General features: G+C 71.3%; 26 protein-coding genes. 20 read left to right on the top strand and 6 right to left on the bottom strand.

Translation table 11 applies throughout. From position 1 onward, the window contains the following. The first annotated feature begins 45 nt into the window (after window positions 1–45). The 5 genes from leuC (at window position 46) to STRTU_RS09895 (ending at window position 3,621) form a co-directional block, all read left to right on the top strand. Window positions 46–1,476: a 3-isopropylmalate dehydratase large subunit gene (gene leuC / locus STRTU_RS09915; RefSeq protein ID WP_159743213.1), complete on the top strand. Its 1,431-nt coding sequence runs from the start codon at window positions 46–48 to the stop codon at window positions 1,474–1,476. A gap of 3 nt (window positions 1,477–1,479) precedes the next feature. Continuing rightward, window positions 1,480–2,073, top strand: a complete 594-nt coding sequence (gene leuD / locus STRTU_RS09910; RefSeq protein WP_159743212.1) for a 3-isopropylmalate dehydratase small subunit — start codon at window positions 1,480–1,482, stop codon at window positions 2,071–2,073. 136 nt (window positions 2,074–2,209) lie between these two features. Next, window positions 2,210–2,455 (top strand): SCO5555 family protein, encoded by a 246-nt coding sequence (locus STRTU_RS09905; protein ID WP_159743211.1) that lies wholly within the window; start codon window positions 2,210–2,212, stop codon window positions 2,453–2,455. Between the two features lie 125 nt (window positions 2,456–2,580). After that, the gene (locus STRTU_RS09900) at window positions 2,581–3,228 is read left to right on the top strand and encodes an HU family DNA-binding protein (RefSeq protein WP_159743210.1); all 648 of its coding nucleotides are present in this window, start codon (window positions 2,581–2,583) and stop codon (window positions 3,226–3,228) included. A gap of 189 nt (window positions 3,229–3,417) precedes the next feature. Continuing rightward, on the top strand, window positions 3,418–3,621 hold the full coding sequence (locus STRTU_RS09895) for a hypothetical protein (RefSeq protein ID WP_159743209.1): 204 nt from the start codon (window positions 3,418–3,420) through the stop codon (window positions 3,619–3,621). Here STRTU_RS09895 and cofC read toward each other — a convergent pair. Beyond that, entirely contained in the window at window positions 3,602–4,315 is a 714-nt protein-coding gene (cofC, locus tag STRTU_RS09890; RefSeq protein WP_246240317.1) for a 2-phospho-L-lactate guanylyltransferase, read from the bottom strand. The two genes, STRTU_RS09895 and cofC, sit on opposite strands and share 20 nt — an antisense overlap. 140 nt (window positions 4,316–4,455) lie before the next feature. Here cofC and STRTU_RS09885 point away from each other — a divergent pair, with 140 nt between their 5' ends. From STRTU_RS09885 to STRTU_RS09875, 3 genes are all read left to right on the top strand, one after another. Next, on the top strand, window positions 4,456–5,322 hold the full coding sequence (locus STRTU_RS09885; RefSeq protein ID WP_159743207.1) for a lysophospholipid acyltransferase family protein: 867 nt from the start codon (window positions 4,456–4,458) through the stop codon (window positions 5,320–5,322). Then, window positions 5,319–6,320: an NAD(P)H-dependent glycerol-3-phosphate dehydrogenase gene (locus STRTU_RS09880; protein WP_159743206.1), complete on the top strand. Its 1,002-nt coding sequence runs from the start codon at window positions 5,319–5,321 to the stop codon at window positions 6,318–6,320. The genes STRTU_RS09885 and STRTU_RS09880 overlap by 4 nt, the downstream gene beginning before the upstream one ends. Window positions 6,321–6,457: 137 nt before the next feature. Then, window positions 6,458–7,594, top strand: coding sequence for a D-alanine--D-alanine ligase family protein (locus tag STRTU_RS09875; protein WP_159743205.1), 1,137 nt, complete (start codon window positions 6,458–6,460; stop codon window positions 7,592–7,594). A 64-nt stretch (window positions 7,595–7,658) separates the two neighbouring features. Here STRTU_RS09875 and STRTU_RS09870 read toward each other — a convergent pair whose 3' ends face one another. Together STRTU_RS09870 and STRTU_RS09865 are read right to left on the bottom strand one after the other, a co-directional pair. Next, window positions 7,659–8,138 (bottom strand): DUF3515 domain-containing protein, encoded by a 480-nt coding sequence (locus tag STRTU_RS09870; RefSeq protein ID WP_159743204.1) that lies wholly within the window; start codon window positions 8,136–8,138, stop codon window positions 7,659–7,661. A gap of 20 nt (window positions 8,139–8,158) precedes the next feature. Beyond that, on the bottom strand, window positions 8,159–8,392 hold the full coding sequence (locus STRTU_RS09865) for an Lrp/AsnC ligand binding domain-containing protein (protein ID WP_159743203.1): 234 nt from the start codon (window positions 8,390–8,392) through the stop codon (window positions 8,159–8,161). Window positions 8,393–8,550: 158 nt separating this feature from the next. On the opposite strand from STRTU_RS09865, the gene STRTU_RS09860 reads away from it, so the two are divergent. Both STRTU_RS09860 and thiD read left to right on the top strand, forming a co-directional pair. Beyond that, on the top strand, window positions 8,551–9,519 hold the full coding sequence (locus STRTU_RS09860; protein WP_159743202.1) for a thiamine-phosphate kinase: 969 nt from the start codon (window positions 8,551–8,553) through the stop codon (window positions 9,517–9,519). Window positions 9,520–9,586: 67 nt separating this feature from the next. Beyond that, complete coding sequence (thiD, locus tag STRTU_RS09855) at window positions 9,587–10,402, top strand: bifunctional hydroxymethylpyrimidine kinase/phosphomethylpyrimidine kinase (RefSeq protein ID WP_159743201.1); 816 nt, start codon at window positions 9,587–9,589, stop codon at window positions 10,400–10,402. Window positions 10,403–10,558: 156 nt separating this feature from the next. Here the strand turns inward: thiD and rpmB are convergent, their stop codons facing one another. Then, entirely contained in the window at window positions 10,559–10,744 is a 186-nt protein-coding gene (gene rpmB / locus STRTU_RS09850) for a 50S ribosomal protein L28 (RefSeq protein ID WP_006602870.1), read from the bottom strand. Window positions 10,745–10,977: 233 nt separating this feature from the next. Here rpmB and STRTU_RS09845 point away from each other — a divergent pair, with 233 nt between their 5' ends. The 9 genes from STRTU_RS09845 (at window position 10,978) to mutM (ending at window position 21,222) form a co-directional block, all read left to right on the top strand. Then, window positions 10,978–12,624, top strand: coding sequence for a DAK2 domain-containing protein (locus tag STRTU_RS09845; protein ID WP_159743200.1), 1,647 nt, complete (start codon window positions 10,978–10,980; stop codon window positions 12,622–12,624). Between the two features lie 57 nt (window positions 12,625–12,681). Next, on the top strand, window positions 12,682–15,729 hold the full coding sequence (locus tag STRTU_RS09840; RefSeq protein ID WP_159743199.1) for a helicase-related protein: 3,048 nt from the start codon (window positions 12,682–12,684) through the stop codon (window positions 15,727–15,729). Window positions 15,730–15,938: 209 nt separating this feature from the next. Then, window positions 15,939–16,538, top strand: a complete 600-nt coding sequence (rsmD, locus tag STRTU_RS09835; RefSeq protein ID WP_159743198.1) for a 16S rRNA (guanine(966)-N(2))-methyltransferase RsmD — start codon at window positions 15,939–15,941, stop codon at window positions 16,536–16,538. After that, the gene (coaD, locus tag STRTU_RS09830) at window positions 16,535–17,047 is read left to right on the top strand and encodes a pantetheine-phosphate adenylyltransferase (RefSeq protein ID WP_159743197.1); all 513 of its coding nucleotides are present in this window, start codon (window positions 16,535–16,537) and stop codon (window positions 17,045–17,047) included. The genes rsmD and coaD overlap by 4 nt, the downstream gene beginning before the upstream one ends. Window positions 17,048–17,178: 131 nt before the next feature. Continuing rightward, a complete protein-coding gene (locus STRTU_RS09825; RefSeq protein ID WP_159743196.1) occupies window positions 17,179–18,369 on the top strand; it encodes an ATP synthase F0 subunit B in 1,191 nt (396 codons plus the stop codon). Window positions 18,370–18,537: 168 nt separating this feature from the next. Further along, on the top strand, window positions 18,538–19,170 hold the full coding sequence (locus tag STRTU_RS09820) for a YceD family protein (protein ID WP_174878950.1): 633 nt from the start codon (window positions 18,538–18,540) through the stop codon (window positions 19,168–19,170). A 2-nt stretch (window positions 19,171–19,172) separates the two neighbouring features. Further along, entirely contained in the window at window positions 19,173–19,346 is a 174-nt protein-coding gene (rpmF, locus tag STRTU_RS09815; RefSeq protein ID WP_003951102.1) for a 50S ribosomal protein L32, read from the top strand. Between the two features lie 19 nt (window positions 19,347–19,365). Beyond that, complete coding sequence (gene rnc, locus STRTU_RS09810; protein ID WP_159743195.1) at window positions 19,366–20,202, top strand: ribonuclease III; 837 nt, start codon at window positions 19,366–19,368, stop codon at window positions 20,200–20,202. Between the two features lie 93 nt (window positions 20,203–20,295). Next, window positions 20,296–21,222: a bifunctional DNA-formamidopyrimidine glycosylase/DNA-(apurinic or apyrimidinic site) lyase gene (gene mutM, locus STRTU_RS09805; RefSeq protein WP_159743194.1), complete on the top strand. Its 927-nt coding sequence runs from the start codon at window positions 20,296–20,298 to the stop codon at window positions 21,220–21,222. Between the two features lie 26 nt (window positions 21,223–21,248). On the opposite strand, the gene STRTU_RS09800 is transcribed toward mutM, so the two are convergent. Further along, window positions 21,249–21,674, bottom strand: coding sequence for a winged helix-turn-helix transcriptional regulator (locus tag STRTU_RS09800; RefSeq protein WP_159743193.1), 426 nt, complete (start codon window positions 21,672–21,674; stop codon window positions 21,249–21,251). A 155-nt stretch (window positions 21,675–21,829) separates the two neighbouring features. On the opposite strand from STRTU_RS09800, the gene STRTU_RS09795 reads away from it, so the two are divergent. After that, window positions 21,830–22,420: a flavodoxin family protein gene (locus STRTU_RS09795; RefSeq protein WP_174878949.1), complete on the top strand. Its 591-nt coding sequence runs from the start codon at window positions 21,830–21,832 to the stop codon at window positions 22,418–22,420. Window positions 22,421–22,445: 25 nt separating this feature from the next. On the opposite strand, the gene STRTU_RS09790 is transcribed toward STRTU_RS09795, so the two are convergent. Next, the gene (locus STRTU_RS09790) at window positions 22,446–23,378 is read right to left on the bottom strand and encodes a CAP domain-containing protein (RefSeq protein WP_159743191.1); all 933 of its coding nucleotides are present in this window, start codon (window positions 23,376–23,378) and stop codon (window positions 22,446–22,448) included. Window positions 23,379–23,390: the final 12 nt, after the last annotated feature.

Here is a 23,390-nt window from a genome sequence, read left to right as displayed (position 1 = left end):
CACGGACGAGAAAGGCCGGCAATGCGGCCGGCCGGAGGGAAAGCGATGGGACGGACACTCGCGGAGAAGGTCTGGGACGACCATGTCGTCCGGCGCGCGGAAGGCGAGCCCGACCTCCTCTTCATCGATCTCCACCTGCTGCACGAGGTCACCAGCCCGCAGGCGTTCGACGGCCTCCGCAAGGCCGGCCGCCAGGTGCGCCGTACGGACCTGACCATCGCCACCGAGGATCACAACACCCCGACCCTCGACATCGACAAGCCGATCGCCGACCCGGTCTCCCGTACCCAGCTGGAGACGCTGCGCAAGAACTGCGCGGAGTTCGGGGTCCGGCTGCACCCGCTGGGCGATGTGGAACAGGGCGTTGTCCACGTCGTGGGACCGCAGTTGGGACTGACCCAGCCCGGCACCACCGTGGTCTGCGGTGACAGTCACACCTCCACCCACGGAGCCTTCGGCGCGCTGGCGTTCGGCATCGGCACCAGCCAGGTCGAGCATGTGCTGGCCACCCAGACGCTGCCGCTGGCGCCCTTCAAGACCATGGCGATCACCGTCGACGGTGAGCTGCCCGAAGGTGTCACCGCCAAGGACCTGATCCTGGCGATCATCGCCCGGATCGGCACCGGCGGCGGCCAGGGCTATGTCCTGGAATACCGCGGTTCGGCCATCGAGAAGCTGTCGATGGAAGCCCGGATGACCATCTGCAACATGTCGATCGAGGCGGGCGCGCGGGCCGGCATGATCGCCCCCGACGCGACCACCTTCGACTACCTGCGGGGCCGTGACCACGCCCCCCAGGGCGAGGACTGGGACGCCGCGGTCGCGTACTGGAAGACGCTGCGCACCGACGACGACGCGGTCTTCGACGCCGAGGTGCACATCGACGCCTCCGCGCTCGCGCCGTTCGTCACCTGGGGCACCAACCCCGGCCAGGGCGCGCCGCTTTCGGCGAGCGTCCCCGACCCGTCTTCGTACGAGGACGCCTCGGAGCGCTACGCCGCCGAAAAGGCCCTGGAATACATGGGATTGACGGCGGGTCAGCCGCTGCGGGACATCGCGGTGGACACCGTCTTCGTAGGTTCGTGCACCAACGGCCGTATCGAGGACCTGCGCTCCGCGGCCGGGATCCTGGAAGGCCGCAAGGTCGCCGACGGCGTACGGATGCTGATCGTCCCCGGCTCGGTCCGGGTGTCCCTGGAGGCCGTCGCCGAGGGGCTGGACAAGGTCTTCACCGCGGCCGGCGCCGAATGGCGGCACGCGGGTTGCTCGATGTGTCTGGGTATGAACCCCGACCAGCTGGCGCCCGGTGAGCGCTCCGCGTCCACCTCCAACCGCAACTTCGAGGGCCGGCAGGGCAAGGGCGGCCGTACGCACCTGGTCTCACCGCAGGTCGCCGCCGCAACGGCGGTTCTCGGCCATCTGGCCTCACCGGCCGATCTGTCCGACGTCGCCGTCGCCACGCCCGCGGGAGTCTGAACCATGGAAGCTTTCACCACCCACACCGGCCGGGCCGTCCCGCTGCGCCGCAGCAACGTCGACACCGACCAGATCATCCCGGCCCACTGGCTGAAGAAGGTCACCCGCGACGGCTTCGAGGACGGGCTGTTCGAGGCCTGGCGCAAGGACCCGCAGTTCGTCCTCAACCAGGAGCGGTACAAGGGCGCCACGGTGCTGGTCGCCGGCCCCGACTTCGGTACCGGGTCCTCGCGTGAGCACGCCGTCTGGGCGCTGCAGAACTACGGGTTCAAGGCCGTCATCTCCTCGCGGTTCGCGGACATCTTCCGTGGCAACTCCCTCAAGAACGGTCTGCTGACGGTGGTCCTGCCGCAGGAGACCGTCGACCGGCTGCAGACGCTGCTGGAGAACGATCCGGCCGCCGAGGTGACGGTCGACCTGGTCGGCCGGCAGGTCACCGCCGAGGGTGTCAGCGCCGACTTCGAGCTGGACGAGAACGCCCGTTGGCGCCTGCTGGAGGGGCTGGACGACATCAGCCTCACCCTTCGGGAGGAGTCATCCATCGTGGAGTACGAGGCGAACCGGCCGCCGTTCAAGCCGCGTACCATCGAGGTCTGACCTCGGGTTTTATGGCTCAAAGCTATATTGCGTACGATGCGCCCCCTGTGCAGTTGACAGGGGGCGCTTCTGCTTGTCGAGGCCGCTGTTGAGGCCCCGTGAAGCGACAACTCGCCGCAGATGGCACAATTAGCGCATGGAACGCGACGACCAACTCGAGCTCTACGGTCTCGTCGCCGACCGACTCAAGGACGCACACACCCGAGTGCGGACACTGCAAGTCCCGGAGGGCGTACGGATGGCGCTGACCCGGAAGCTGCTCGTCATCACGGCCGCGGCTAAACACGATCTTGCGGACGCAGCAAGGCGTCTGGAGTGGTTCATGGCTGACCTCGACGAAGGTCGTTATCCCGAAGATGTGCACACCGACAGAAGTCCGTGAAGGTCGAGTTCGTTGCGGCACAAGGGTGATTAGCCCGTTTCGTGTTTGATTTGCGGTATATATCTGCCTAACGTGCGAAAAAGCTTGGAAACTTTCGTTCCAGCAATGTCTCCGAAGGGGAAGACGTGAACAAGGCGCAGCTCGTAGAAGCCATTGCCGACAAGCTCGGCGGCCGCCAGAACGCCGCGGACGCGGTGGACGCCGTACTGGACGCAATCGTCCGTTCAGTTGTCTCCGGCGACCGTGTTTCGGTCACCGGATTCGGTTCGTTCGAGAAGGTCGACCGCCCGGCCCGCTACGCCCGCAACCCGCAGACGGGTGAGCGCGTGCGGGTCAAGAAGACCTCGGTGCCGCGATTCCGCGCCGGCCAGGGCTTCAAGGACCTGGTGAGCGGCTCGAAGAAGCTCCCCAAGGGGGGCGAGGTCTCCGTGAAGAAGGCCCCCAAGGGCAGCCTCTCCGGCGGTGGCGCCATCAAGAAGGCCGCCGCGAAGAAGGCCACGGCCAAGAAGGTCACCGCCAAGAAGACGACGGCGAAGAAGGCTGCGGCGAAGAAGACCACCGCGGCGAAGAAGGCCACCGCCAAGAAGACCACGGCGAAGAAGGCTCCCGCCAAGACCACCGCCAAGAAGGCGGCGGCGAAGAAGACCACCGCGAAGAAGGCGACGGCGAAGAAGACCGCGCCCGCGAAGAAGACGACGGCGAAGAAGGCCCCCGCGAAGAAGGCCACGGCACGCAAGACCACCGCCAAGAAGACCACCGCGCGCAAGCGGTAATTCGGCAGCGGCGACGCCACGCGTGGGGCCGGTCTCCCTTCGGGGAGCCCGGCCCGCGGTGCGTTCGGCCCTGGTGCGTTCCGCCGTGGCGCGTGCGGAGTCCGTCTCGACGAGTGGGCCCCGGGTTCCTTCCCGCCGCCGTACGGGCGGGCGAAGGGGCCCGGGACCTCCTCGTCTAGGCTCTCTCCCATGCAGGCCACCGCGTATACGTACGACTCCGAGACCCGCTCCGGCAGTGTGCTGCTGGACGACGGCACCCCGCTGCCCTTCGACGCGGCGGCCTTTGACGCCGGCGGCCTGCTGCTGCTGCGGCCCGGTCAGCGGGTCCGCATCGACGTCACCGGTGAAGGGGACGCCCGCCGGATCGTCCTGATCACGCTCCAGACGCTCTGACCTGCGGCGGCGGCAGCCGCTTGGATCCCTCCTGGACGGCCGCCACCGGCCCGAGCCGCGGCGCCTGGAGCGCCGTATGAGGGCCCACGCCCAGCGCCAGCGCGGCCAGCAGATCCTCGCCGGTGTCCACGTCCCGGCGCACCGAGGGTGCCTGCGGCCCGGTGATCTCCCGTGCCCCGGAGGCCAGGTGGCGGGCCCGCGACGCGCCTCCGAATGCCGGTTCCAATTCCCGTCCGGAAGTCGCGGTCAGAAGTGTTGTCCCGATATCCGCCGCATCCGCGAGAAATGCACGGGGAAATAGCGAAGCGGAATGGAGCACCAGTTCCAGCTCGGCCGGGCGCAGTGCCGGAAGGTCGGCGTTCAGTGCGGCGACCGGCGCGCCCGGACGACGCGCCCGGACCGCACGCGCGCCATGGGCCAGCGCCGCGTTGAGCCCGCGGCCCGGTGTGTCGGGAACGATCCGCGCGCCCACTGCCGCCAGCCGCTCGGCGGCCAGCTGGTCATCCGTGACAACGGCCACATCGCGGACGTCCTCGCAGGCCAGCGCCGCTGTCACGGTGTCCAGGGCGAAGGCGAGGGCCAGCCGGGGCCGGAACTCCTCACCCGTGGCCCGGGAGAGCCTGCTCTTGGCCCGCACCAGCGGCTTCAGCGGCACCACCAGGCTCCAGCCCACATCCGCTCCGTCTCGTCGCATCGGGGCCATTCTCACCTGCCGCCGCCGCTCTCCGGGAGCGCCGGGGTTACGGTGTTCTCGACATAGCGGGTACCTGGGGCGACACTTGTGCGGCTGCCGGCCCGCAGCAGCTTCGCAGGTCCCACAAGGAGGGTGTTCCAGTGTCCCGCCGCAGAATCGGCTTCTGGTACCGCTTGGCAGCGGTCATCTGCAAACCGCCGCTCTTGGTTCTGTTCAAGCGGGACTGGCAGGGAATGGAGCACATTCCGGCCGACGGCGGATTTATCACCGCGGTCAACCACAACTCGTATCTTGATCCACTCTCCTATGCGCACTATCAGTACAACACCGGGCGGGTCCCCCGATTCCTCGCCAAGGCCGGACTCTTCAAGAGCGGCTTTGTCGGTCTGATGATGCGCGGCACCGGACAGATCCCCGTCTACCGGGAAACCACCGACGCCGCCAACGCGTTCCGCGCCGCCGTCACCGCCATCGACAAGGGCGAATGCGTCGCCTTCTACCCCGAGGGCACCCTCACCCGCGACCCCGAGCTGTGGCCCATGCAGGGCAAGACGGGCGCCGCGCGGGTCGCCCTGCTGACGAAGGCGCCGGTCATTCCCGTCGCGCAGTGGGGCGCCAACGACGCGATGCCGCCGTATGCCAAGGAGAAGAAGCTCCGTCTCCTGCCGCGCAAGACGCTGCGGGTGCAGGCCGGACCGCCGGTCGACCTGAGCGCCTTCTACGACCGGGAACCGACCGCCGAGGTGCTGCGGGCCGCCACCGACGTCATCATGTCCGCGATCACCGAGCAGCTGGCCGTCGTCCGCGGTGAGCCCGCGCCGGCCGAACCGTACGACTGGCGCAAGGCGATCGCCCGGGACCGCCGCGCCGCACGGGAAGCCGCCAAGGCCATCCAGGGCGCCGGAGCGGCCGCGCCCCCCGCCCAGCCGGCCGCCGCCCCCGAACCGGCCGTCGGCCCGCAGCAGGCCCGAAGCACCCAGCAGGCACAGGAGGATGAAAGCAAGTGACGCGCTGCGCCGTCTACGGCACGGGGTCCTGGGGTACCGCCTTCGCGATGGTGCTCGGCGACGCGGGATGCGAGGTGACCCTGTGGGGGCGCCGCGCGGCCCTGGTCGACGCCATCAACACCGGGCGTACCAACCCCGACTACCTGCCGGGGGTCGAGCTCCCCGCGTCCGTACGGGCCACCACCGACCCGGCGGAAGCGGCCCACGGTGCGGAGTTCGCCGTACTGGCCGTCCCCGCCCAGACGCTGCGCGCCAATCTCGCCGAATGGGCGCCCCTGCTGCCCGCCGACACGGTCCTGGTCTCCCTGATGAAGGGCGTCGAACTGGGCACGGCCAAGCGCATGAGCGAGGTCATCGAGGAGGTCGCCAAGGTGCCCGCGGAGCGGGTCGCGGTGCTCACCGGACCCAACCTCGCCAAGGAGGTCGCCGCCCGGCAGCCCGCCACCGCCGTCGTGGCCTGCGCCGACGAGGCGGTCGCCCGGCGCTTCCAGGCCGCCTGCCACACCGCGTACTTCCGCCCGTACACCAACACCGACGTGGTGGGCTGTGAACTGGGCGGCGCGGTCAAGAACGTCATCGCGCTCGCCGTCGGCATCGCCACCGGCATGGGCCTGGGCGACAACGCCAAGGCGTCCCTGATCACCCGCGGTCTCGCCGAGACCACCCGGCTCGGCCTGGCCATGGGGGCCGACGCGCACACCTTCGCCGGTCTGGCGGGCATGGGCGACCTGGTCGCCACCTGCTCCTCGCCGCTGTCGCGTAACAACACCTTCGGCACCAACCTCGGCCGGGGGATGACTCTCCAGGAGACCATCGCGGTCACCAAGCAGACCGCCGAAGGCGTCAAGTCCTGCGAATCCGTGCTGGATCTGGCCCGCCGGCACGGTGTCGACATGCCGCTCACCGAGACGGTCGTGGAGATCGTCCACGAGGGCAAGCCGCCGATGGTCGCGCTGAAGGACCTGATGTCGCGCAGCGCCAAGTCCGAGCGGCACTGACCACGGCGACGCGGCACCGAATGCGGCGGTCCGGCGCCGTTCGCCCGGGTCCGTCACCCACGGCATCCGGGCGCGACGCCACCAACGGCCGCCGCAGCACTGACTCCGTCCCGGTCAGCAGGTACCCTCAACCCGATATGAGCAGCGAGACCACCTCCCACAAGCCCCGCGTCGCCGTCGTGTTCGGCGGCCGCAGCTCCGAGCACGCCATCTCCGTGCTCACGGCCGGCGCCGTGCTGCGCGCCATCGACCGCGAGAAGTACGACGTGCTGCCCATCGGCATCACCACCGACGGCCGCTGGGCGCTGACCGCCGACGACCCGGAGCGGATGGCCATCGCGGACCGGCAGCTGCCCACCGTGGCCGCGCTCGCCGAGTCCACCGAGGGCGGCGTGGTGCTCCCCGTCGACCCGACCAACCGCGAGGTCGTCTACAACGAGCCGGGCTCGGTGCCCAAGGCGCTCGGCGAGGTCGACGTCGTCTTCCCCGTCCTGCACGGCCCCTACGGGGAGGACGGCACCCTCCAGGGCCTGCTGGAGCTCTCCGGGGTGCCCTACGTCGGCTCCGGCGTGCTCGCCTCCGCCGTCGGCCAGGACAAGGACTACATGAAGCGGGTGTTCACCTCCTTCGGGCTGCCGGTCGGCCCGTACGAGGTCATCCGCCCGCGGGAGTGGGACAGGGATCCGGCGGCAGCCCGCCGGAAGATCGTGGACTTCGCCGCGGAGCACGGCTGGCCGCTCTTCGTGAAGCCCGCACGGGCCGGCTCGTCCATGGGCATCACCAAGGTCGACGACCTCGGCGGCCTGGACGAGGCGATCGAGGAGGCCCGTCGGCACGACCCCAAGATCCTCGTGGAGTCGCTGCTGCGCGGCCGCGAGATCGAGTGCGGGGTGCTGGAGTTCGAGGACGGCCCGCGGGCCAGCGTCCCGGCCGAGATCCCGCCGGTCACCGCGCATGACTTCTACGACTTCGAGGCCAAGTACATCGACTCGGCCGACGGGATCGTCCCGGCGCCGCTGACTGACGGGCAGACCGCGCAGGTTCAGGAACTGGCGGTCGCGGCCTTCGAGGCGGCGTCCTGCGAGGGCCTGGTGCGCGCGGACTTCTTCCTGCAGGACAACGGCGAGTTCGTGATCAACGAGATCAACACCCTGCCCGGCTTCACGCCCATCTCGATGTACCCGCGGATGTGGCAGGAGAGCGGGGTGAGCTACCCGGAGCTGATCGACCGGCTGCTCCAGGCCGCGCTGGACCGCTCGACGGGGCTGCGCTGAGCCACTCCGGTTCCCCGGGCCGGTCCCGTTCCGACCCGGTGGACCGGTCCCGGGATGCCGCCCCCTAGACCCCTACGGGAACGGTCTTCTTCACGGCGCCCGCGAGGTCGGTGAGCACATTGACCTCGGGGGCGTACTTCCCGGGCACGGTCACCTCGACATAGGCCTTGCGCAGCACGGTCGTGAAGCGATAGCCGTCGTCCTGCTTCTCGAAGAGCCATCGGACCCCGTTGACTTCCGCCGCGTCCGCGTAGGGGTTGTAATGTTCACTCCCGTACGTCAGGACGTCGGGCTTCGGTACCCCGCAGCGCAGTTTCACGGCAGGATCGCCCCACATGGCAGTGAAGTCGGAGGCCGGCTCGGCGTTGCCCCGCTCCAGCCCGTCCGCGGTGTCCGGCAGTTCCCTGTGGAGCGCCTTGCAGTACCGCGCCGCCGCCCCCTCGGGGGAGGGGGCGGCCACGTCCTCGGAAGGGGAGCAGCCCACCGCGGCGAACAGCACGGTGAGCACGGGCAGGGCCAGGTGCCGGCGGCGCGCAGAGATCACCCGGCCGAGGATACGGGGAGCTAGATATGCACCACCGGGCAGGTGAGGGTGCGGGTGATGCCGTCCACTTGCTGGACCTTCGCGACCACCATGCGGCCCAGCTCGTCGACGGTGCCGGCCTGGGCGCGCACGATGACGTCATAGGGCCCGGTCACGTCCTCGGCCTGCAGCACGCCGTGGATCTTGGAGATCACCTCAGCTACCGCCGAGGCCTTGCCGACCTCGGTCTGGATCAGGATGTAGGCCTGTACCACGGAACCTCCAGGGCGGCTACGAGGATCATGTGGGAAGAAGGGACGCCACGGTACCGCGTCACCGAGCGGAGCGGGGAGACCCGCGCGGTGAACTCGGCAAGTACGGCACAGTCGTCAGCCACGTACGGACCGTCCGTACACATGGGAAGGGCAACAGCATGAAGGGCACCGTGGGCGAGCTGGGGGAGTTCGGGCTGATCAGGGAGCTCACCTCCCGGCTCACCACCACTCCGGCCGTACGGATCGGGCCGGGTGACGATGCCGCGGTGGTCACCGCGCCGGACCGCAGGGTGGTCGCCAGCACCGACATCCTCCTGGAGGGCCGGCACTTCAGGCGCGACTGGTCCACCGCCTACGACGTCGGCCGCAAGGCCGCCGCACAGAACCTCGCCGACATCGCGGCGATGGGCGCGGTGCCCACCGCGATCCTGCTCGGCCTGGTGGTCCCCGCGGATCTCCCCGCGACCTGGCCGACCGAGCTGATGGACGGGCTGCGCGACGAGTGCCAGGTGGCGGGCGCCGCGGTGGTCGGCGGGGACGTCGTACGCGGCGACACCATCACCGTCGCCATCACCGCGCTCGGCGATCTGCGCAACCAGGAGCCGGTCACCCGGGCCGGTGCCCAGCCCGGCGACGTGGTCGCGGTGACCGGCTGGCTCGGCTGGTCCGCCGCCGGGCACGCCGTCCTCTCCCGCGGTTTCCGCTCGCCGCGCGCCTTCGTGGAGGCCCACCGCCGCCCCGAGCCGCCATACCACGCGGGCCCGGCCGCCGCCGGACTCGGCGCCACCGCCATGACGGACGTCAGCGACGGACTGGTCGCCGACCTCGGGCACATCGCCGACGCCAGCAAGGTCCGGATCGATCTGCGGTCCGCCGGTATCGACATCCCCACGCAGATGTCCGACATCGGCACCGCCGTCGGCGTCGACCCGATGCAGTGGGTGCTCAACGGCGGTGAAGATCACGCGATCGTGGCCACTTTCCCGCCCGATGTGAAGCTGCCCGCCCGGTGGAAGGTCATCGGCGAGGTGCTCCACCCCTCCGCGCTGCCCCAGGTGACGGTGGACGGCGCCCCGTGGGTGAAGGCCGGCTGGGACCACTTCGGCGACGACGGGGATGACGGCTGATCCCGTCAGGGATAGGGGCCACGGGCGCCCGCGGAACCGCGGTGCGCCGCCGAGTAGATTCGGCGGTATGCACACACCTCCACGCGTCCTGACCGTCGCCGGATCCGACTCCGGCGGCGGCGCGGGCATCCAGGCCGACCTGAAGACGATGCTGGCGCTCGGCACCCACGGCATGAGCGTGGTCACCGCCGTCACCGCCCAGAACTCCCTGGGTGTGCAGGGCGCGTGGGAGCTGCCCGCCGAGGCCGTACGGGCCCAGTTCCGCAGCGTCGTCGACGACATCGGCGTACAGGCGGTGAAGACCGGGATGCTCTCCTCGGCCGAACTCGTCGAAACCGTCGCGGAACTGCTCGCCGAACTGCGGGTCCCGGTGGTCATCGATCCCGTAGGGGTCTCCAAGCACGGCGACGCGCTGCTCGCCGCCACCGCGCTGGACGCGGTCCGCGGCGCACTGCTGCCGACGGCCACCGTCGCCACCCCCAACCTGGACGAGGTCGCCCAGCTGACCGGAATCCGCGTCGGGGAAGAGGCCGATATGCGGCGGGCGGCCGCCGCGATCCTGGACTTCGGGCCGCGCTGGGCGCTCATCAAGGGCGGCCATCTGGCGGCCGGCCACCGGTCCGGTGACAGTTCCGTGGATCTGCTCACCGACGGGACCGAGGAGCACTGGCTGCGCGCGCCCCGCCACGACAACCGGCACACCCACGGCACCGGCTGCACCCTCGCCAGCGCACTGGCCGCGCAGCTCGCCAAGGGGGACACCGTCCCGCAGGCCGCCGCGGCGGCGAAGGACTACGTCACCGGCGCTCTCGCGGCCGGCTTCCGGCTCGGTGCGGGGATCGGCCCGGTGGACCACGGCTGGCGCTCGCGCGGCACGCTCTGACGGGGCGCACGGCGGCGCCAGGGGCGGGCGCCGCCGGGACCGCACCACGACGGGGGAACAGTGCGGCGCACGGCCCCGGGAACGGCAGAAGCCGGCCCACCGCGTGGGTGGACCGGCTTCACAAGCAACCGGCTGGGCTGCGCTACGGCTAAGACGTCAGCGCGAGACCTTGCCGGCCTTGATGCACGAGGTGCAGGCGTTCAGCTTCTTAGGCGTGCGCCCGATCACTGCACGCACCGTCTGGATGTTGGGGTTCCAACGACGGTTGGTGCGGCGATGCGAGTGCGAGACACTCTTGCCGAAGCCCGGCCCCTTGCCGCAGACGTCGCAGTTGGCAGCCACGGGTCACTCCAAAGACTTCAGATGCACTTACGGTGAAATCCCGACGAGCCGAGTGCATTGCCCGACCGGCACCGTCAGGAGAGGAATGGCCCGATTCTCATCGGGCAACCGGAGCAGCATACAACGACCGCTCCCGTAGAACGAAACTACCACGCACCCCCGGTCCCCCCGCCCCGGCCGCCCTCACGGAGCGCGGCTACTGTGCGGTGCATCCCGCGACCCAGGAGGACGACGTGCCCCACCCGCTCGACGCCGCCGCGGTCCGCTCCTGGTGCGGGCTGGCTCTGGAGGCGCTCGGCCGGGAACGCGAGCGGATCGACGCCATCAACGTCTATCCGGTGGCCGACGGCGACACCGGCACCAACCTCTATCTGACGCTCGAATCGGCCGCCCGCGCGGTCGAGGCCGCCTTCGACGGGCACACCTCCGCCGGCACCGCGCCCCGCCTCGCCGACGCGATCGGCGCCATGGCCCACGGGGCGCTCATCGGGGCGCGCGGCAACTCCGGCACGATCGTGGCGCAGCTGCTGCGCGGGATGACCGAGGTGCTGGCGGCCACCGACGGTTCGGCCGACGCACTGCGGCAGGCGCTGCGCCGGGCCGCCGCATCGACGTACGAGGCCGTCGCGCACCCTGTGGAGGGCACCGTGCTGACGGTCGCGACCGCCGCCGCCGACGCCGCCGAGCGGGCCGCCGCCGGGGCCCCCGGGGCCGCCGAGGTCGCCCGCGCCGCCCACGAGGGGGCCCGTACCGCGCTGCAGGCGACCCCCGGCCAGCTCGCGGTCCTCGGCCGGGCCGGTGTGGTGGACGCCGGTGGCTGCGGTCTGGTCGCGCTGCTGGGGGCGCTCGCCGACGCGCTGTCCGGGGAGGTCTCGGCGACACCGGTCGCCGTACGGGCCGACGCCCCGCTCCCCGAGGCGGCCGGCTGCGAGGTCGTGGACGGGGCGGCCGCGGACCGCCGCGGGGACCCGGACGGGCCCGCCTTCGAGGTGATCTATCTGCTGGAGGCCGCGGACGCGGCGGTGGCGCGGCTGCGGACCCGGCTCGACGGGCTCGGCGACTCCCTGGTGGTGGTCGGCGGGGACGGTCTGTGGAATGTCCATGTCCATGTCGACGACGCGGGCGCCGCGGTGGAGGCCGGTATCGAGGCGGGCCGCCCCTACCGGGTCCGCATCACACACTTCGGCGGCGTCACCCGCGCCAACGAGCCGGCCATGACGGCGCGGGCCGTGGTCGCGGTGGTACCGGGCGCCGGGCTCGCCGGACTGTGTGCGGAGGCCGGTGCGCTGCCGGTGGCCGTACGCCCCGGGGAGCCGCCCGCCAGCGGCGAACTGGTGCAGGCGATCCGGCAGGCGCACGCCCGTGAGGTGATGCTGCTGCCCAACGACGCCGACCTGCGGCACACCGCGGCGGCCGCCGCCGAACAGGCCCGCACCGAAGGCGTACGGGTCGCGCTCATCCCCACCCGCTCCGCCGTCCAGGGCATCGCGGCGCTGGCCGTGCACGAACCGGACCGCAGCTTCGACGAGGACGTGGTCGCGATGACCGCGGCCGCGGGCGCCACCCGCTACGCCGAGCTGGCGGTCGCCGAGCGGCAGTCGTGGACGATGGCCGGGGTCTGCCAGGCCGGGGACGTGCTCGGCCTGATCGACGGCGATGTCGCGGTGATCGGCGCCGACCTCACCCGCACCGCGATGACCGTGCTCGACCGGATGCTGTCCGCGGGCGGGGAGATGGTCACCCTGGTCCTCGGCGCGGAGGCGCCCGACGCCCTCGCCGAGCGGCTGGAGCGGCATGTCCGCGAGCGTCATCTCGCCGTGGACACCGTGGTGTACGAGGGCGGTCAGCATGCGGTGCCGCTGCTGATCGGCGTGGAGTGAGCGCACCGGACCGGTGAGTGAGCCGCGATTGTCACAGGTGTGGTGTGCAATGGAGTCGTGGCAGCGCTCGACGAACCCCTGAAGAAAATCCTCGGTGGCACCACCGCGAAGGTGCTGGCCGAGCATCTCGACCTGCATACGGTCGGCGACTTGTTGCATCACTATCCGCGCCGCTATGCCGAGCGCGGCGAACTGACCCGCCTCGCCGACCTCCCGCTGGACGAACATGTCACGGTCGTCGCGCAGGTCGCGGACGCCCGGGTGCTGAAGTTCAACGGCGGCCGGGGACAGCGCCTCGAAGTGACGCTCACCGACGGCAGCGGCCGCCTCCGGCTGGTCTTCTTCGGCAAGGGCATTCACAAGCCCCACAAGGACCTGCTCCCCGGGCGCCGCGCGATGTTCGCCGGCAAGGTGTCGGTCTTCAACCACAAACTGCAGCTCGCCCACCCCGAATACGAGCTCCTCGACCGCGCGGCCGACGACGACGGTGACGACGCGGTCAGCGCCTTCGCCAACCAGCTCATGCCGATCTACCCGGCCTGCCAGCAGATGGCGTCCTGGAAGATCGCCAAGGCGGTCGACGCGGTGCTGCCCAGCGCACAGGACGCCGTCGACCCGCTGCCGGAGGCGCTGCGCGAGGGCCGGACGCTGGTCCCGCTCACCGAGGCACTGCTGAAGATCCACCGCCCGGCCAGTAAGGCCGATATCGCCGATGCGCGATCCCGGCTGAAGTGGGACGAGGCGTTCGTCCTCCAGGTCGCGCTGGCCCGGCGCCGCCGCGCCGAGACCCAACTCCCCGCCGTGGCACGGACCCTGGCCAAGGACGGCATCCTCGACGCGTTCGACGCCAAGCTGCCCTTCACCCTCACCGACGGCCAGCAGAAGGTCAGCCGGGAGATCTTCGACGACCTGGCGACCGAACACCCCATGCACCGCCTCCTCCAGGGCGAGGTGGGCTCCGGCAAGGCCCAGCCGCTGGACGCCCTGGTGCTGACGCCGCGCGGCTTCCGTCCCATGGGGGAGATGGCCGTCGGCACCGAAGTGGTGGTGCCCAGCGGCGAGCTCGCCGTGGTGGACGGCGTCTTCCCGCAGGGCGAGCGGGAGGTGTGGCGGCTGGTGCTCTCCGACGGGAGCGCCGTCGAGTGCGACGACGAGCATCTGTGGATCGTCGCGGCCCGCGGCACGGGCGAGCGGGTGCTGACCACCCGGGAACTACGCGCCGATCTGCTGGGCGCCGACGGCCGGCCGAAATGGTCCATCGCGCCCGCGACGCCGGTGGACCTCGACGGTGGCGAGGCCCGCCCGCTCGACCCCTACGAGGTGGGGCAGGCGCTCGGCGACGGCAGCGGCGCCCGCCCGGCGGACCGGGTACCGGCCGCGTACCGCAACGCCCCCCTCAAGGACCGGCTGGCCGTGCTGCAGGGCCTGATGGACGCCGGGGGCGGGCCCGCGGGCGGCGCCGCGGTCTTCCGTGAGGCGGCCGGTCCGCTGGCCGACGACCTGGCCTGGCTGGTGCGCTCCCTGGGGGGCGCTGCCCGGCTGGAGCCGGTGTACGGGGGCGCGTACGACGTCTCCGTGGCGCTGCCGGACGGCTGTCCGCCGTTCCGGGACCCGGCCCGCGCGCATGCCGTGACGCCCGGGTCCGACGCCCACCCGGAGGGCGGCCCCGGCTTCCACCGCACCATCCAGGCGATCGAGCACGTCGGCCGCAAACCGGTCCAGTGCATCAGCGTCGCGCACCCCGACCACGCCTATGTGACCGACCACTTCACCGTCACGCACAACACCATGGTCGCGCTGCGCGCCATGCTCGGCGTGGTCGACAGCGGCGGCCAGGCCGCGATGCTGGCGCCGACCGAGGTCCTGGCCCAGCAGCATCACCGCTCGATCACCGAGATGATGGGGGAGCTGGCCGAGGGCGGAATGCTCGGCGGCGCGGAGCGGGGCACCAAGGTGGTGCTGCTGACCGGCTCCATGGGCGCCGCGGCCCGCCGCCAGGCGCTGCTCGACCTGGTCACCGGCGAGGCCGGCATCGTCGTCGGCACCCATGCCCTGATCGAGGACAAGGTGCAGTTCCACGACCTGGGTCTGGTCGTCGTCGACGAACAGCACCGCTTCGGTGTCGAGCAGCGGGACGCCCTGCGCGGCAAGGGCAAACAGCCACCGCATCTCCTGGTCATGACGGCGACCCCCATTCCGCGCACGGTCGCCATGACCGTCTTCGGCGATCTGGAGACCTCCGTCCTGGACCAGCTCCCCGCCGGACGCTCCCCGATCGCCAGCCATGTGGTGCCCGCCAAGGACAAACCGCACTTCCTGGCGCGCGCCTGGGAACGGGTCCGCGAAGAGGTGGCGGCCGGGCACCAGGGCTATGTGGTGTGCCCGCGGATCGGCGACGAGGAGGAGCCGCCCAAGGGGGCGAAGAAGGGCGCTTCGGGCTCCAAGGGCGCGGCGGCGAAAGAGAGTTCACCGGAGGACGTGGCGGAGAAGCGGCCGCCGCTCGCGGTGCTCGACATCGCCGAGCAGCTCACCACCGGCCCGCTGGACGGCCTGCGGGTGGCGGTGCTGCACGGCCGGATGGCACCGGATGACAAGGACGACGTGATGCGCCGGTTCGCGGCCGGCGAGCTGGACGTCCTGGTCGCGACGACCGTCATCGAGGTCGGGGTGAACGTCCCCAACGCCACCGCCATGGTGATCATGGACGCGGACCGCTTCGGCGTCTCCCAGCTGCACCAGCTGCGCGGCCGGGTCGGCCGTGGCTCCGCGCCCGGCCTGTGCCTGCTGGTCAGCGAGATGCCCGAGGCCAGCCCGGCCCGCGCCCGGCTCGCCGCCGTGGCCGGCACCCTCGACGGCTTCGAACTCTCCCGTATCGACCTGGAACAGCGGCGCGAGGGCGATGTCCTCGGCCAGGCGCAGTCCGGCGTCCGCTCCTCGCTGCGGATGCTCGCGGTCATCGACGACGAGGAGGTGATCGCGGCCGCCCGCGACGAGGCCACCGAACTCGTCGCCGCCGACCCCGAGCTGTCCGGATATCCGGAGCTGCGGATCGCGCTCTCCGCCCTGCTGGACGACGAACGGGAGCAGTATCTGGACAAGGGCTGAGCGGCGGGCCGCGGAGACGACGGGGCGCGGCGGACGGGCCCGGCGGCCCGCCGCCGGGTGAGATCGATCACCGCGCACCGCGCTCCCCGCCCGCTCCGGCCGGACACCGGCCGTCGGCTGACGGAATATCGTGGAGGCTGCGGAGCCTGCCGGCTCCCCTCAGTACACCGACTCAGTACACCGACCGCGCACAACGTAAGGACGGGCCCATGACCCGCGTGATCGCTGGTACGGCCGGCGGCCGCCGCCTGGCCGTACCACCGGGAAACGGCACCCGCCCCACCTCCGACCGGGCGCGCGAGGGCATGTTCTCCACCTGGGAGGCGCTCGACGGACCGCTGGCCGGTGCCCGGGTGCTCGATCTGTACGGCGGTTCCGGCGCGGTCGGCCTGGAGGCCCTCTCCCGCGGCGCCGCGCACGTGCTGCTGGTCGAGGCCGATGCCCGCGCCGTGCGCACCATCCGGGACAACGTCCGTACGGTCGGCCTCCCCGGCGTCGAGGTCCGGGCCGGCAAGGCCGAACAGACCGCCGCCGCACCGCCCCCGGGCGAGCCGTACGACCTCGTCTTCCTGGACCCGCCCTATGTGGTTACCGACGCCGATCTCTGCGAGATCCTGCTCACACTCCGTGGTCAGGGGTGGCTAGCGGAGCAGGCACTCGTCACCGTGGAACGCAGCACCAGAGGCGGCACGTTCCCATGGCCGGACGGCTTCGAAGCGATCAAGGCCCGTCGCTACGGCGAGGGGACGCTTTGGTACGGTCGCGCCGCTTCGACGTCGGCCGAATCGACGTCAGCAGCCGTGTCATGACCGGACCGGAGAGCAAGGAGACCGAGTTGCGCCGCGCCGTCTGTCCGGGGTCGTTCGACCCCATCACCAACGGGCATCTGGACATCATTGGCCGTGCCTCCAAGCTGTACGACGTCGTCCATGTCGCCGTGATGATCAACCAGTCCAAGCAGGGGCTGTTCACCGTCGACGAGCGGATCGACCTCATCCGCCGGGCCACCGCCGAGTACGGCAACGTGGAGGTCGAGGCCTTCCACGGACTGCTCGTCGACTTCTGCAAGCAGCGCGACATCCCCGCGATCGTCAAGGGACTGCGGGCGGTCAGCGACTTCGACTACGAGCTGCAGATGGCCCAGATGAACAACGGCCTGTCCGGTGTGGAGACGCTCTTCGTCCCCACCAACCCGACCTACAGCTTCCTCTCCTCCAGCCTCGTCAAGGAGGTCGCCGCCTGGGGCGGCGATGTCTCCCACCTGGTACCGCCGTTCGTTCTCGAAGCGCTCACCGAGCGCCTGCGCAAGAAGGACTGACCACCGCCTCCGGCGCCCCGCACCCGAGGACGGACTGAGGGGGCGTCGGCCGGTGTCGGGCGGAGCGCCGGTGGACGTACAGTCGTCCCGTTCCCGTCGTTCACAACCCTTCAGAGAGTGGCGAGTCCAAGGTGGACGTGCAGAAGAAGCTCGACGACATCGTCGCGACCGTCGGCGGCGCCCGGTCCATGCCCATGTCGGCCTCGTGCGTGGTCAACCGCGCCGAGCTGCTCGCCATGCTGGAGGAGGTGCGCGCGGCACTGCCGGGCTCCCTCGCCCAGGCGCAGGAGCTGCTCGGCGGCCGGGAGCAGATGGTCGAGCAGGCGCGGGCCGAGGCGGAGCGGATCATCGAGACCGCGCACGCCCAGCGCGGCTCGCTGATCTCCGACACCGAGGTCGCCCGGCAGTCCCAGGAAGAGGCGGACCGGATCCTGACGGAGGCCCGCCGGGAGGCGGAGGAGATCCGCGCCGAGGCCGATGACTACGTCGACAGCAAGCTCGCCAACTTCGAGGTCGTGCTCACCAAGACCATCGGGTCCGTGGACCGCGGTCGCGAGAAGCTGCTGGGCCGTGGCCCCGGGCTCGACGAGCAGGGCTACGAGGACGCCGAGGCCCCCGAGCGCAGCGGCGACCCGGAGACCCTCCGGCAGCGCGCCGACGCCTATGTGGACGCCAAGTTCGGGGCGTTCCAGGCCGTGCTGACCAAGACGCTGGAAGCGGTCGGCCGGGGCCGCGACAAGCTCCAGGGTGCCCTTGCGATCGATGAGCTGGCCGTCCATCTGGCGACGCAGGGCGATCCGCAGTCCGGGCATCCGCAGGCCGACGCGGAGTACCTCGCCGGCCTGGCGGGCATCGGCGCCGACCAGGCCCCGGCTCCGGTCCCGGCTCCGGTCCCGCAGCCGCCCCAGGTGCCCCCGATGCCCCAGCAGCAACCCCAGCCCCAGGAGCAGCTGCCCCAGGAGCACCAGCAGCCCCTCCAGCCGCAGCTTCAGCAGCAGGGCTACTACGACCCCACTGCCTACCCGCAGCAGGACGCCTACGGCTATCAGCAGCCGCAGCAGGCGGTGTACGCCCAGGACGGCCGGCACCAGGATCCCTACGGCTACGACTGGCAGCAGGCCCAGCAGGCCCAGCAGGCCCAGCAGGCCCAGCAGCAGGGCTACGACCCCCACGCGTACCTCCAGCCGCAGGTGCCCCAGCAGCCCCAGCACGCCCCGCACGGCCATGCCCCCCAGCCCGGTGCGCTCGACGAGACCAGCCTCTTCGACACCAGCATGATCGACCTGGACCAGCTCCGGGCCTACGAGGAGGGGCGCCAGTAGGCGGTCCCGCCCGCGGTCCGGGGAATGGGACCGGGAGCGGATTGGGCCTATCGGGGCCCGTCCAGTATCCTGGCTCTTCGGTCGCGCGTATATCCGCGATTTCTGCTGCCCGAATTCTGCACAGCCGGAATACGGGCGGCGCGTGAACCCCGTAGAAAGCAGGAAGCCATCAACGCCCGCCTCGACCACCGTTCCCCTCTCGTGTTCGACACACGCGAGCTGGGCCGGCGTCCCGGTGCGCTCAAGAGGGTCTCCCGCTCTGTTGAGGCCCCCCGGGACCTCGGCAACGAGGTCATCGGTGTGCCCGACGGCACGCCGGTCGAGCTCGACCTCCGCCTGGAGTCGGTCATGGACGGGGTGCTTGTCACAGGCACCGGCCGTGCAACCGTCAAGGGGGAGTGCGTAAGGTGTCTGGAGCCGCTGGAGCGAGAGCTCGACGCGGACTTCCAGGAGATGTTCACCTACCCCGACGCCGATGCCCGGGTCCGCGAGGCGGACGCCGGCGACGACGCCGAGGACGAGGAGGACACCCTCTTCGTCGAGGACGACCTGTTCGACCTCGAACCCGTGCTGCGTGACGCGGTGGTGCTTGCACTGCCGATGCAGCCGGTGTGCCAGGACGACTGCCCGGGTCTGTGCTCCGATTGCGGAGTGCGGCTCGCGGACGACCCGGACCACCACCACGACGCCGTCGACATCCGTTGGGCGGCACTGCAGGGACTCGCCGGGACCGTCAAGGACGGCGAGAAGGACAACATGGGCGGCGCCGAAGCGGGCGTCGACGAGAAGCAGGAGAAGTAGCCGTGGCTGTTCCGAAGCGGAAGATGTCGCGCAGCAACACGCGCCACCGCCGGTCGCAGTGGAAGGCTGCGGTCCCCACCCTGGTGGCGTGCGAGCGCTGCCACGAGCCGAAGCAGCAGCACATCGCGTGCCCGAGCTGCGGCACCTACAACAAGCGCCAGGTCCTCGAGGTCTGAGCGGCTGGTGACAGGCTTCATGTCAGACGCCAACTCGACTTCCCGCAAACGCGGGGATGAACCGACTCCGGCGGACACAGCCTCGTCGCACACGCTTCTGGAAGGGCGGCTCGGGTATCAGCTCGAGTCCGCCCTTCTGGTGCGTGCGCTGACGCACCGCTCGTACGCATACGAGAACGGCGGTCTGCCCACCAACGAGCGGCTTGAATTCCTCGGGGATTCGGTGCTCGGCCTGGTGGTCACGGACACGCTGTACCGCATCCACCCCGATCTCCCGGAAGGCCAGCTGGCCAAGCTGCGGGCCGCGGTGGTCAACTCGCGTGCGCTTGCCGAGGTGGGCCGCGGCCTCGACCTCGGCGCCTTCATCCGCCTCGGACGGGGCGAAGAGGGCACGGGCGGCCGGAACAAGGCTTCGATCCTCGCCGACACCCTGGAAGCGGTGATCGGCGCGGTCTATCTCGACCAGGGCCTCGACGCGGCCGGCGAGCTGGTGCACCGGCTCTTCGACCCGCTCATCGAGAAGTCCTCCAGCCTGGGCGCCGGCCTGGACTGGAAGACCAGCCTCCAGGAACTCACCGCGACCGAAGGTCTCGGCGTGCCGGAGTACCTGGTCACCGAGACCGGCCCCGATCACGAGAAGACCTTTACTGCTGCCGCCCGCGTCGGTGGTGTCTCGTACGGCACCGGCACCGGCCGCAGCAAGAAGGAAGCCGAGCAGCAGGCGGCCGAGTCCGCGTGGCGTGCGATTCGCGCCGCGGCGGACGAGGCGGCCAAGGCGGCGGCTTCCGGCGATGCGTCGCCGCCGGCCGAGGACTCGGCTCCGGCCGCCGGCGACGGTTCGTCGTCGGCACACTGAAGTACCGATTCTGACCCCGTCCGGGGCGGCCGCGCGTCGCCCCGGACGGGGTCAGAAGTCTTTCGCCCCACCGTCGTTCCCAAGGAGCCCTTCGTGCCCGAGCTGCCCGAGGTCGAGGTCGTACGCCGCGGACTGGAGCGCTGGGTCAGCGGCCGCACGATCGACGCCGTCGAGGTGCGGCATCCGCGGGCGATCCGCCGGCACACGGCCGGGGCGGCCGATTTCGCGGCCCGGCTCATGGGGCTGCGCCTCGGCACGGCCCACCGGCGCGGCAAGTACCTCTGGCTCCCGGTGAGCGGTGGCGGCCCGGCGGCCCAGACCGCCGCGGAGGGCATCGCTCCGGTGGTCACGCCGTCCGTCACCCACGGGCTGGCGATCCTCGCGCACCTCGGCATGAGCGGCCAGCTGCTGGTCCAGCCGCAGGACGCCCCCGACGAGAAGCATCTGCGGATCCGTATCCGCTTCGCCGACGAGCTGAACACCGAACTCCGCTTCGTCGACCAGCGCACCTTCGGCGGCCTCTCGCTGCACGACACCGTGCCCGGCGACGCCGACCAGCTGCCGGACGTCATCGCCCATATCGCCCGGGATCCGCTCGATCCCGCCTTCGACGACGCCGCCTTCCATGACGCGCTGCGCCGCCGCCGGACCACCGTCAAGCGCGCGCTGCTCGACCAGACGCTGATCAGCGGCGTCGGCAACATCTACGCGGACGAGGCGCTGTGGCGCAGCAAGCTTCACTACGAGCGGCCGACCGCCACCTTCACCCGCCCGCGCACGGCCGAGCTGCTCGGCCACGTACGGGACGTGATGAACGCCGCGCTCGCCGTCGGCGGCACCACCTTCGACAGCCTCTATGTCAACGTCAACGGTGAGTCCGGCTACTTCGAGCGCTCGCTGGACGCCTACGGCCGGGAGGACGAGCCCTGCCGCCGCTGCGGCACCCCGATCCGCCGCCGCCCCTGGATGAACCGTTCCAGCTACTTCTGCCCCCGCTGCCAGCGGCCGCCGCGCGCCTGAGCGCGGGCCGGGAACCGTGCGTCGGCTCAGCCGGCGGTGCGCTCGGCGTCGTACTCCTCGCGGGCCTGCATGACCTGCGGCATCCGGTCCTCCACCAGGGCGATCAGCGTCCGTAGTTGACGGGCGATCTGGTCGCCCAGCGGCGTCAGCGCGTAATCCACCCGGGGCGGGTTGGTCTGCTGTGCGGTGCGGTGTACGAGTCCGTCCCGCTCCAGTGCGTGCAGGGTCTGGGCCAGCATCTTCTCGCTCACCCCGGCCACCCTGCGGCGCAGTTCGTTGAAGCGGAAGGTGCCGTCGAGCAGGGCGCCGAGCGTCAGGCTGCCCCATCGGTCGGTGATGTGCCGGAGTGCGTCGCGGGACGGGCAGTCGCGCGCGAATACGTCGTAGGCCAGGTCGTCCGGACAGCCGGGGGTGGGCTCCTCGGCCGTCTCGCCGGTGGTTTCGGTCGCCATGGGCACACCATACCCTCGCGCAGCGCTAACTACCAGGTTGCGCTTTCTAAAAGTTAGTGCTTCTCTTTTCCTCATCGCAGCCCTGACGCTCCCGGGTACCGACCGTCCCGGGATGCCGTGAACCCCGAGGAGAATCCACCGTGACCACGCCTGCCCTGCCCGCCCCCGTCGTCTCGCTCGCCTACCACTCCGGCTTCGGCCACACCGCCGTACTGGCCGAGGCCGTCCGGGCCGCCGCCACCGAGGCCGGCGCCACCGTTCACCTGATCAAGGTCGACGAGATCACCGAAGCCCAGTGGGAGCAGCTCGACGCCTCCGACGCGATCGTCTTCGGCTCGCCGACCTACATGGGTACGGCCTCCGGCGCCTTCCACACCTTCGCCGAGGCGACCGCCAAGCGCTGGGCCACCCGCGCCTGGCAGGACAAGCTCGCCGCCGGATTCACCAACTCCGCCTCCAAGAGCGGCGACAAGCTGCACACCCTGCAGTTCTTCACGGTGCTCGCCGCCCAGCACGGCATGAACTGGGTCAGCCTCAACCTGCTCCCCGGCTGGAACTCCTCCACCGCGTCCGAGAACGACCTCAACCGCCTGGGCTTCTTCCTGGGTGCCGCCGCCCAGTCCCCCAACGACCAGGGCGCCGAGGGCGTCCACAAGGCCGATATCGCCACCGCCGAGCACCTCGGACGCCGGATCACCGAGCAGGCCCGCATCGTCCTCGCGGGCCGCGCCGCCCTCGCCGCCTGACCGGCGCGCCGCCGGGCGGGCTGTCTCAGAAGCCGAAGTCCTGCGTCCACCACGGGCCGCCCGCCCCGACGTGGGCGCCGACACCGAGGGTCTTGTACTCGCAGTTGAGGATGTTGGCGCGGTGCCCGGGGCTGTGCATCCAGGAGTCCATGACGGCCTCGGCGTCGGCCTGGCCGCGGGCTATGTTCTCGCCGCCGAGGCCGTCGACGCCCGCCTCACGGGCGCGGTCCCAGGGGGTGTCCCCGTCCGGGTCGGTGTGATCGAAGAAGCCGCGCCGGGCCATGTCATCGCTGAAGTCCTGGGCGAGACCGGCCAGTTCCCGGTCCGCCGTCGCGGGGGAGCAGCCGGCCTGGGCGCGCTCCTGATTCACCAGGGACAGCACCTTGGCCTCCTCGGACGACTGGCCGTCGGGGGCCTTCGGCGCCGCCACGCTGCGCTCGGGCGCCGCGGAGCCGGGCCGTTCGGCGGGGGCGGCGGGCCGCTTCGAACCGGTCGTCCCGGTGGGAGTCTTGGACGGCTGGTGCGGGGCGGGGGACACCGGGCGGGTGGCGGTGCGGGAAGGCCGCCCGCTGCCGGGGGTCTTGGCGCGGGCGCCGCCACGGCTCGCTTCCTGCGTGGCGCGGTCGCTCGGCGACGCCGAGACGCCGCCCATCGGCTCGGTGACCTGCGGCAGCGCACCGGCCCGGACCCGGTCGCCCTGCTCGCCGTCCGCACCCCCGTCGAACTGCCCGTGGCCGGGGATGAGTCCGGAGGCGACCGCCACGGCTCCCATCGCCACCACCGCGGAGGCGCCGAGCAGTCCGGTGCGGACGGGCGTCATCCCGCGGCCGCGCGCCGCGCGATGTCCGCGGTCCCGCGCCGTGGCCGGCGCACCCGGCCGTTCTGCCGTCGGTGCGTCAACACGCCCCGCAGCGGGGGCGTCGGGGGCAGGGGGAGCAGAGCGTCGATGGCGGCCCATCCGCGGTCTTCC

This window comes from Streptomyces tubercidicus, from assembly GCF_027497495.1.
In the GTDB taxonomy this organism is placed as follows: domain Bacteria; phylum Actinomycetota; class Actinomycetes; order Streptomycetales; family Streptomycetaceae; genus Streptomyces; species Streptomyces tubercidicus.
The sequence above is the reverse complement of the archived record's forward strand: the minus strand, read 5'-3'. Positions and strand labels throughout refer to the sequence as shown.

Coding starts and splice junctions, on each gene's coding strand:
- leuD (WP_159743212.1), top strand. CDS start 1,480: ATGGAAGCTTTCACCACCCACACCGGCCGGGCCGTCCCGCTGCGCCGC.
- coaD (WP_159743197.1), top strand. CDS start 16,535: ATGACCGGACCGGAGAGCAAGGAGACCGAGTTGCGCCGCGCCGTCTGT.
- STRTU_RS09875 (WP_159743205.1), top strand. CDS start 6,458: ATGAGCAGCGAGACCACCTCCCACAAGCCCCGCGTCGCCGTCGTGTTC.
- STRTU_RS09905 (WP_159743211.1), top strand. CDS start 2,210: ATGGAACGCGACGACCAACTCGAGCTCTACGGTCTCGTCGCCGACCGA.
- rsmD (WP_159743198.1), top strand. CDS start 15,939: ATGACCCGCGTGATCGCTGGTACGGCCGGCGGCCGCCGCCTGGCCGTA.
- rnc (WP_159743195.1), top strand. CDS start 19,366: ATGTCAGACGCCAACTCGACTTCCCGCAAACGCGGGGATGAACCGACT.
- STRTU_RS09895 (WP_159743209.1), top strand. CDS start 3,418: ATGCAGGCCACCGCGTATACGTACGACTCCGAGACCCGCTCCGGCAGT.
- STRTU_RS09790 (WP_159743191.1), bottom strand. CDS start 23,378: ATGGGCCGCCATCGACGCTCTGCTCCCCCTGCCCCCGACGCCCCCGCT.
- cofC (WP_246240317.1), bottom strand. CDS start 4,315: ATGCGACGAGACGGAGCGGATGTGGGCTGGAGCCTGGTGGTGCCGCTG.
- leuC (WP_159743213.1), top strand. CDS start 46: ATGGGACGGACACTCGCGGAGAAGGTCTGGGACGACCATGTCGTCCGG.
- STRTU_RS09800 (WP_159743193.1), bottom strand. CDS start 21,674: ATGGCGACCGAAACCACCGGCGAGACGGCCGAGGAGCCCACCCCCGGC.
- STRTU_RS09860 (WP_159743202.1), top strand. CDS start 8,551: ATGAAGGGCACCGTGGGCGAGCTGGGGGAGTTCGGGCTGATCAGGGAG.
- thiD (WP_159743201.1), top strand. CDS start 9,587: ATGCACACACCTCCACGCGTCCTGACCGTCGCCGGATCCGACTCCGGC.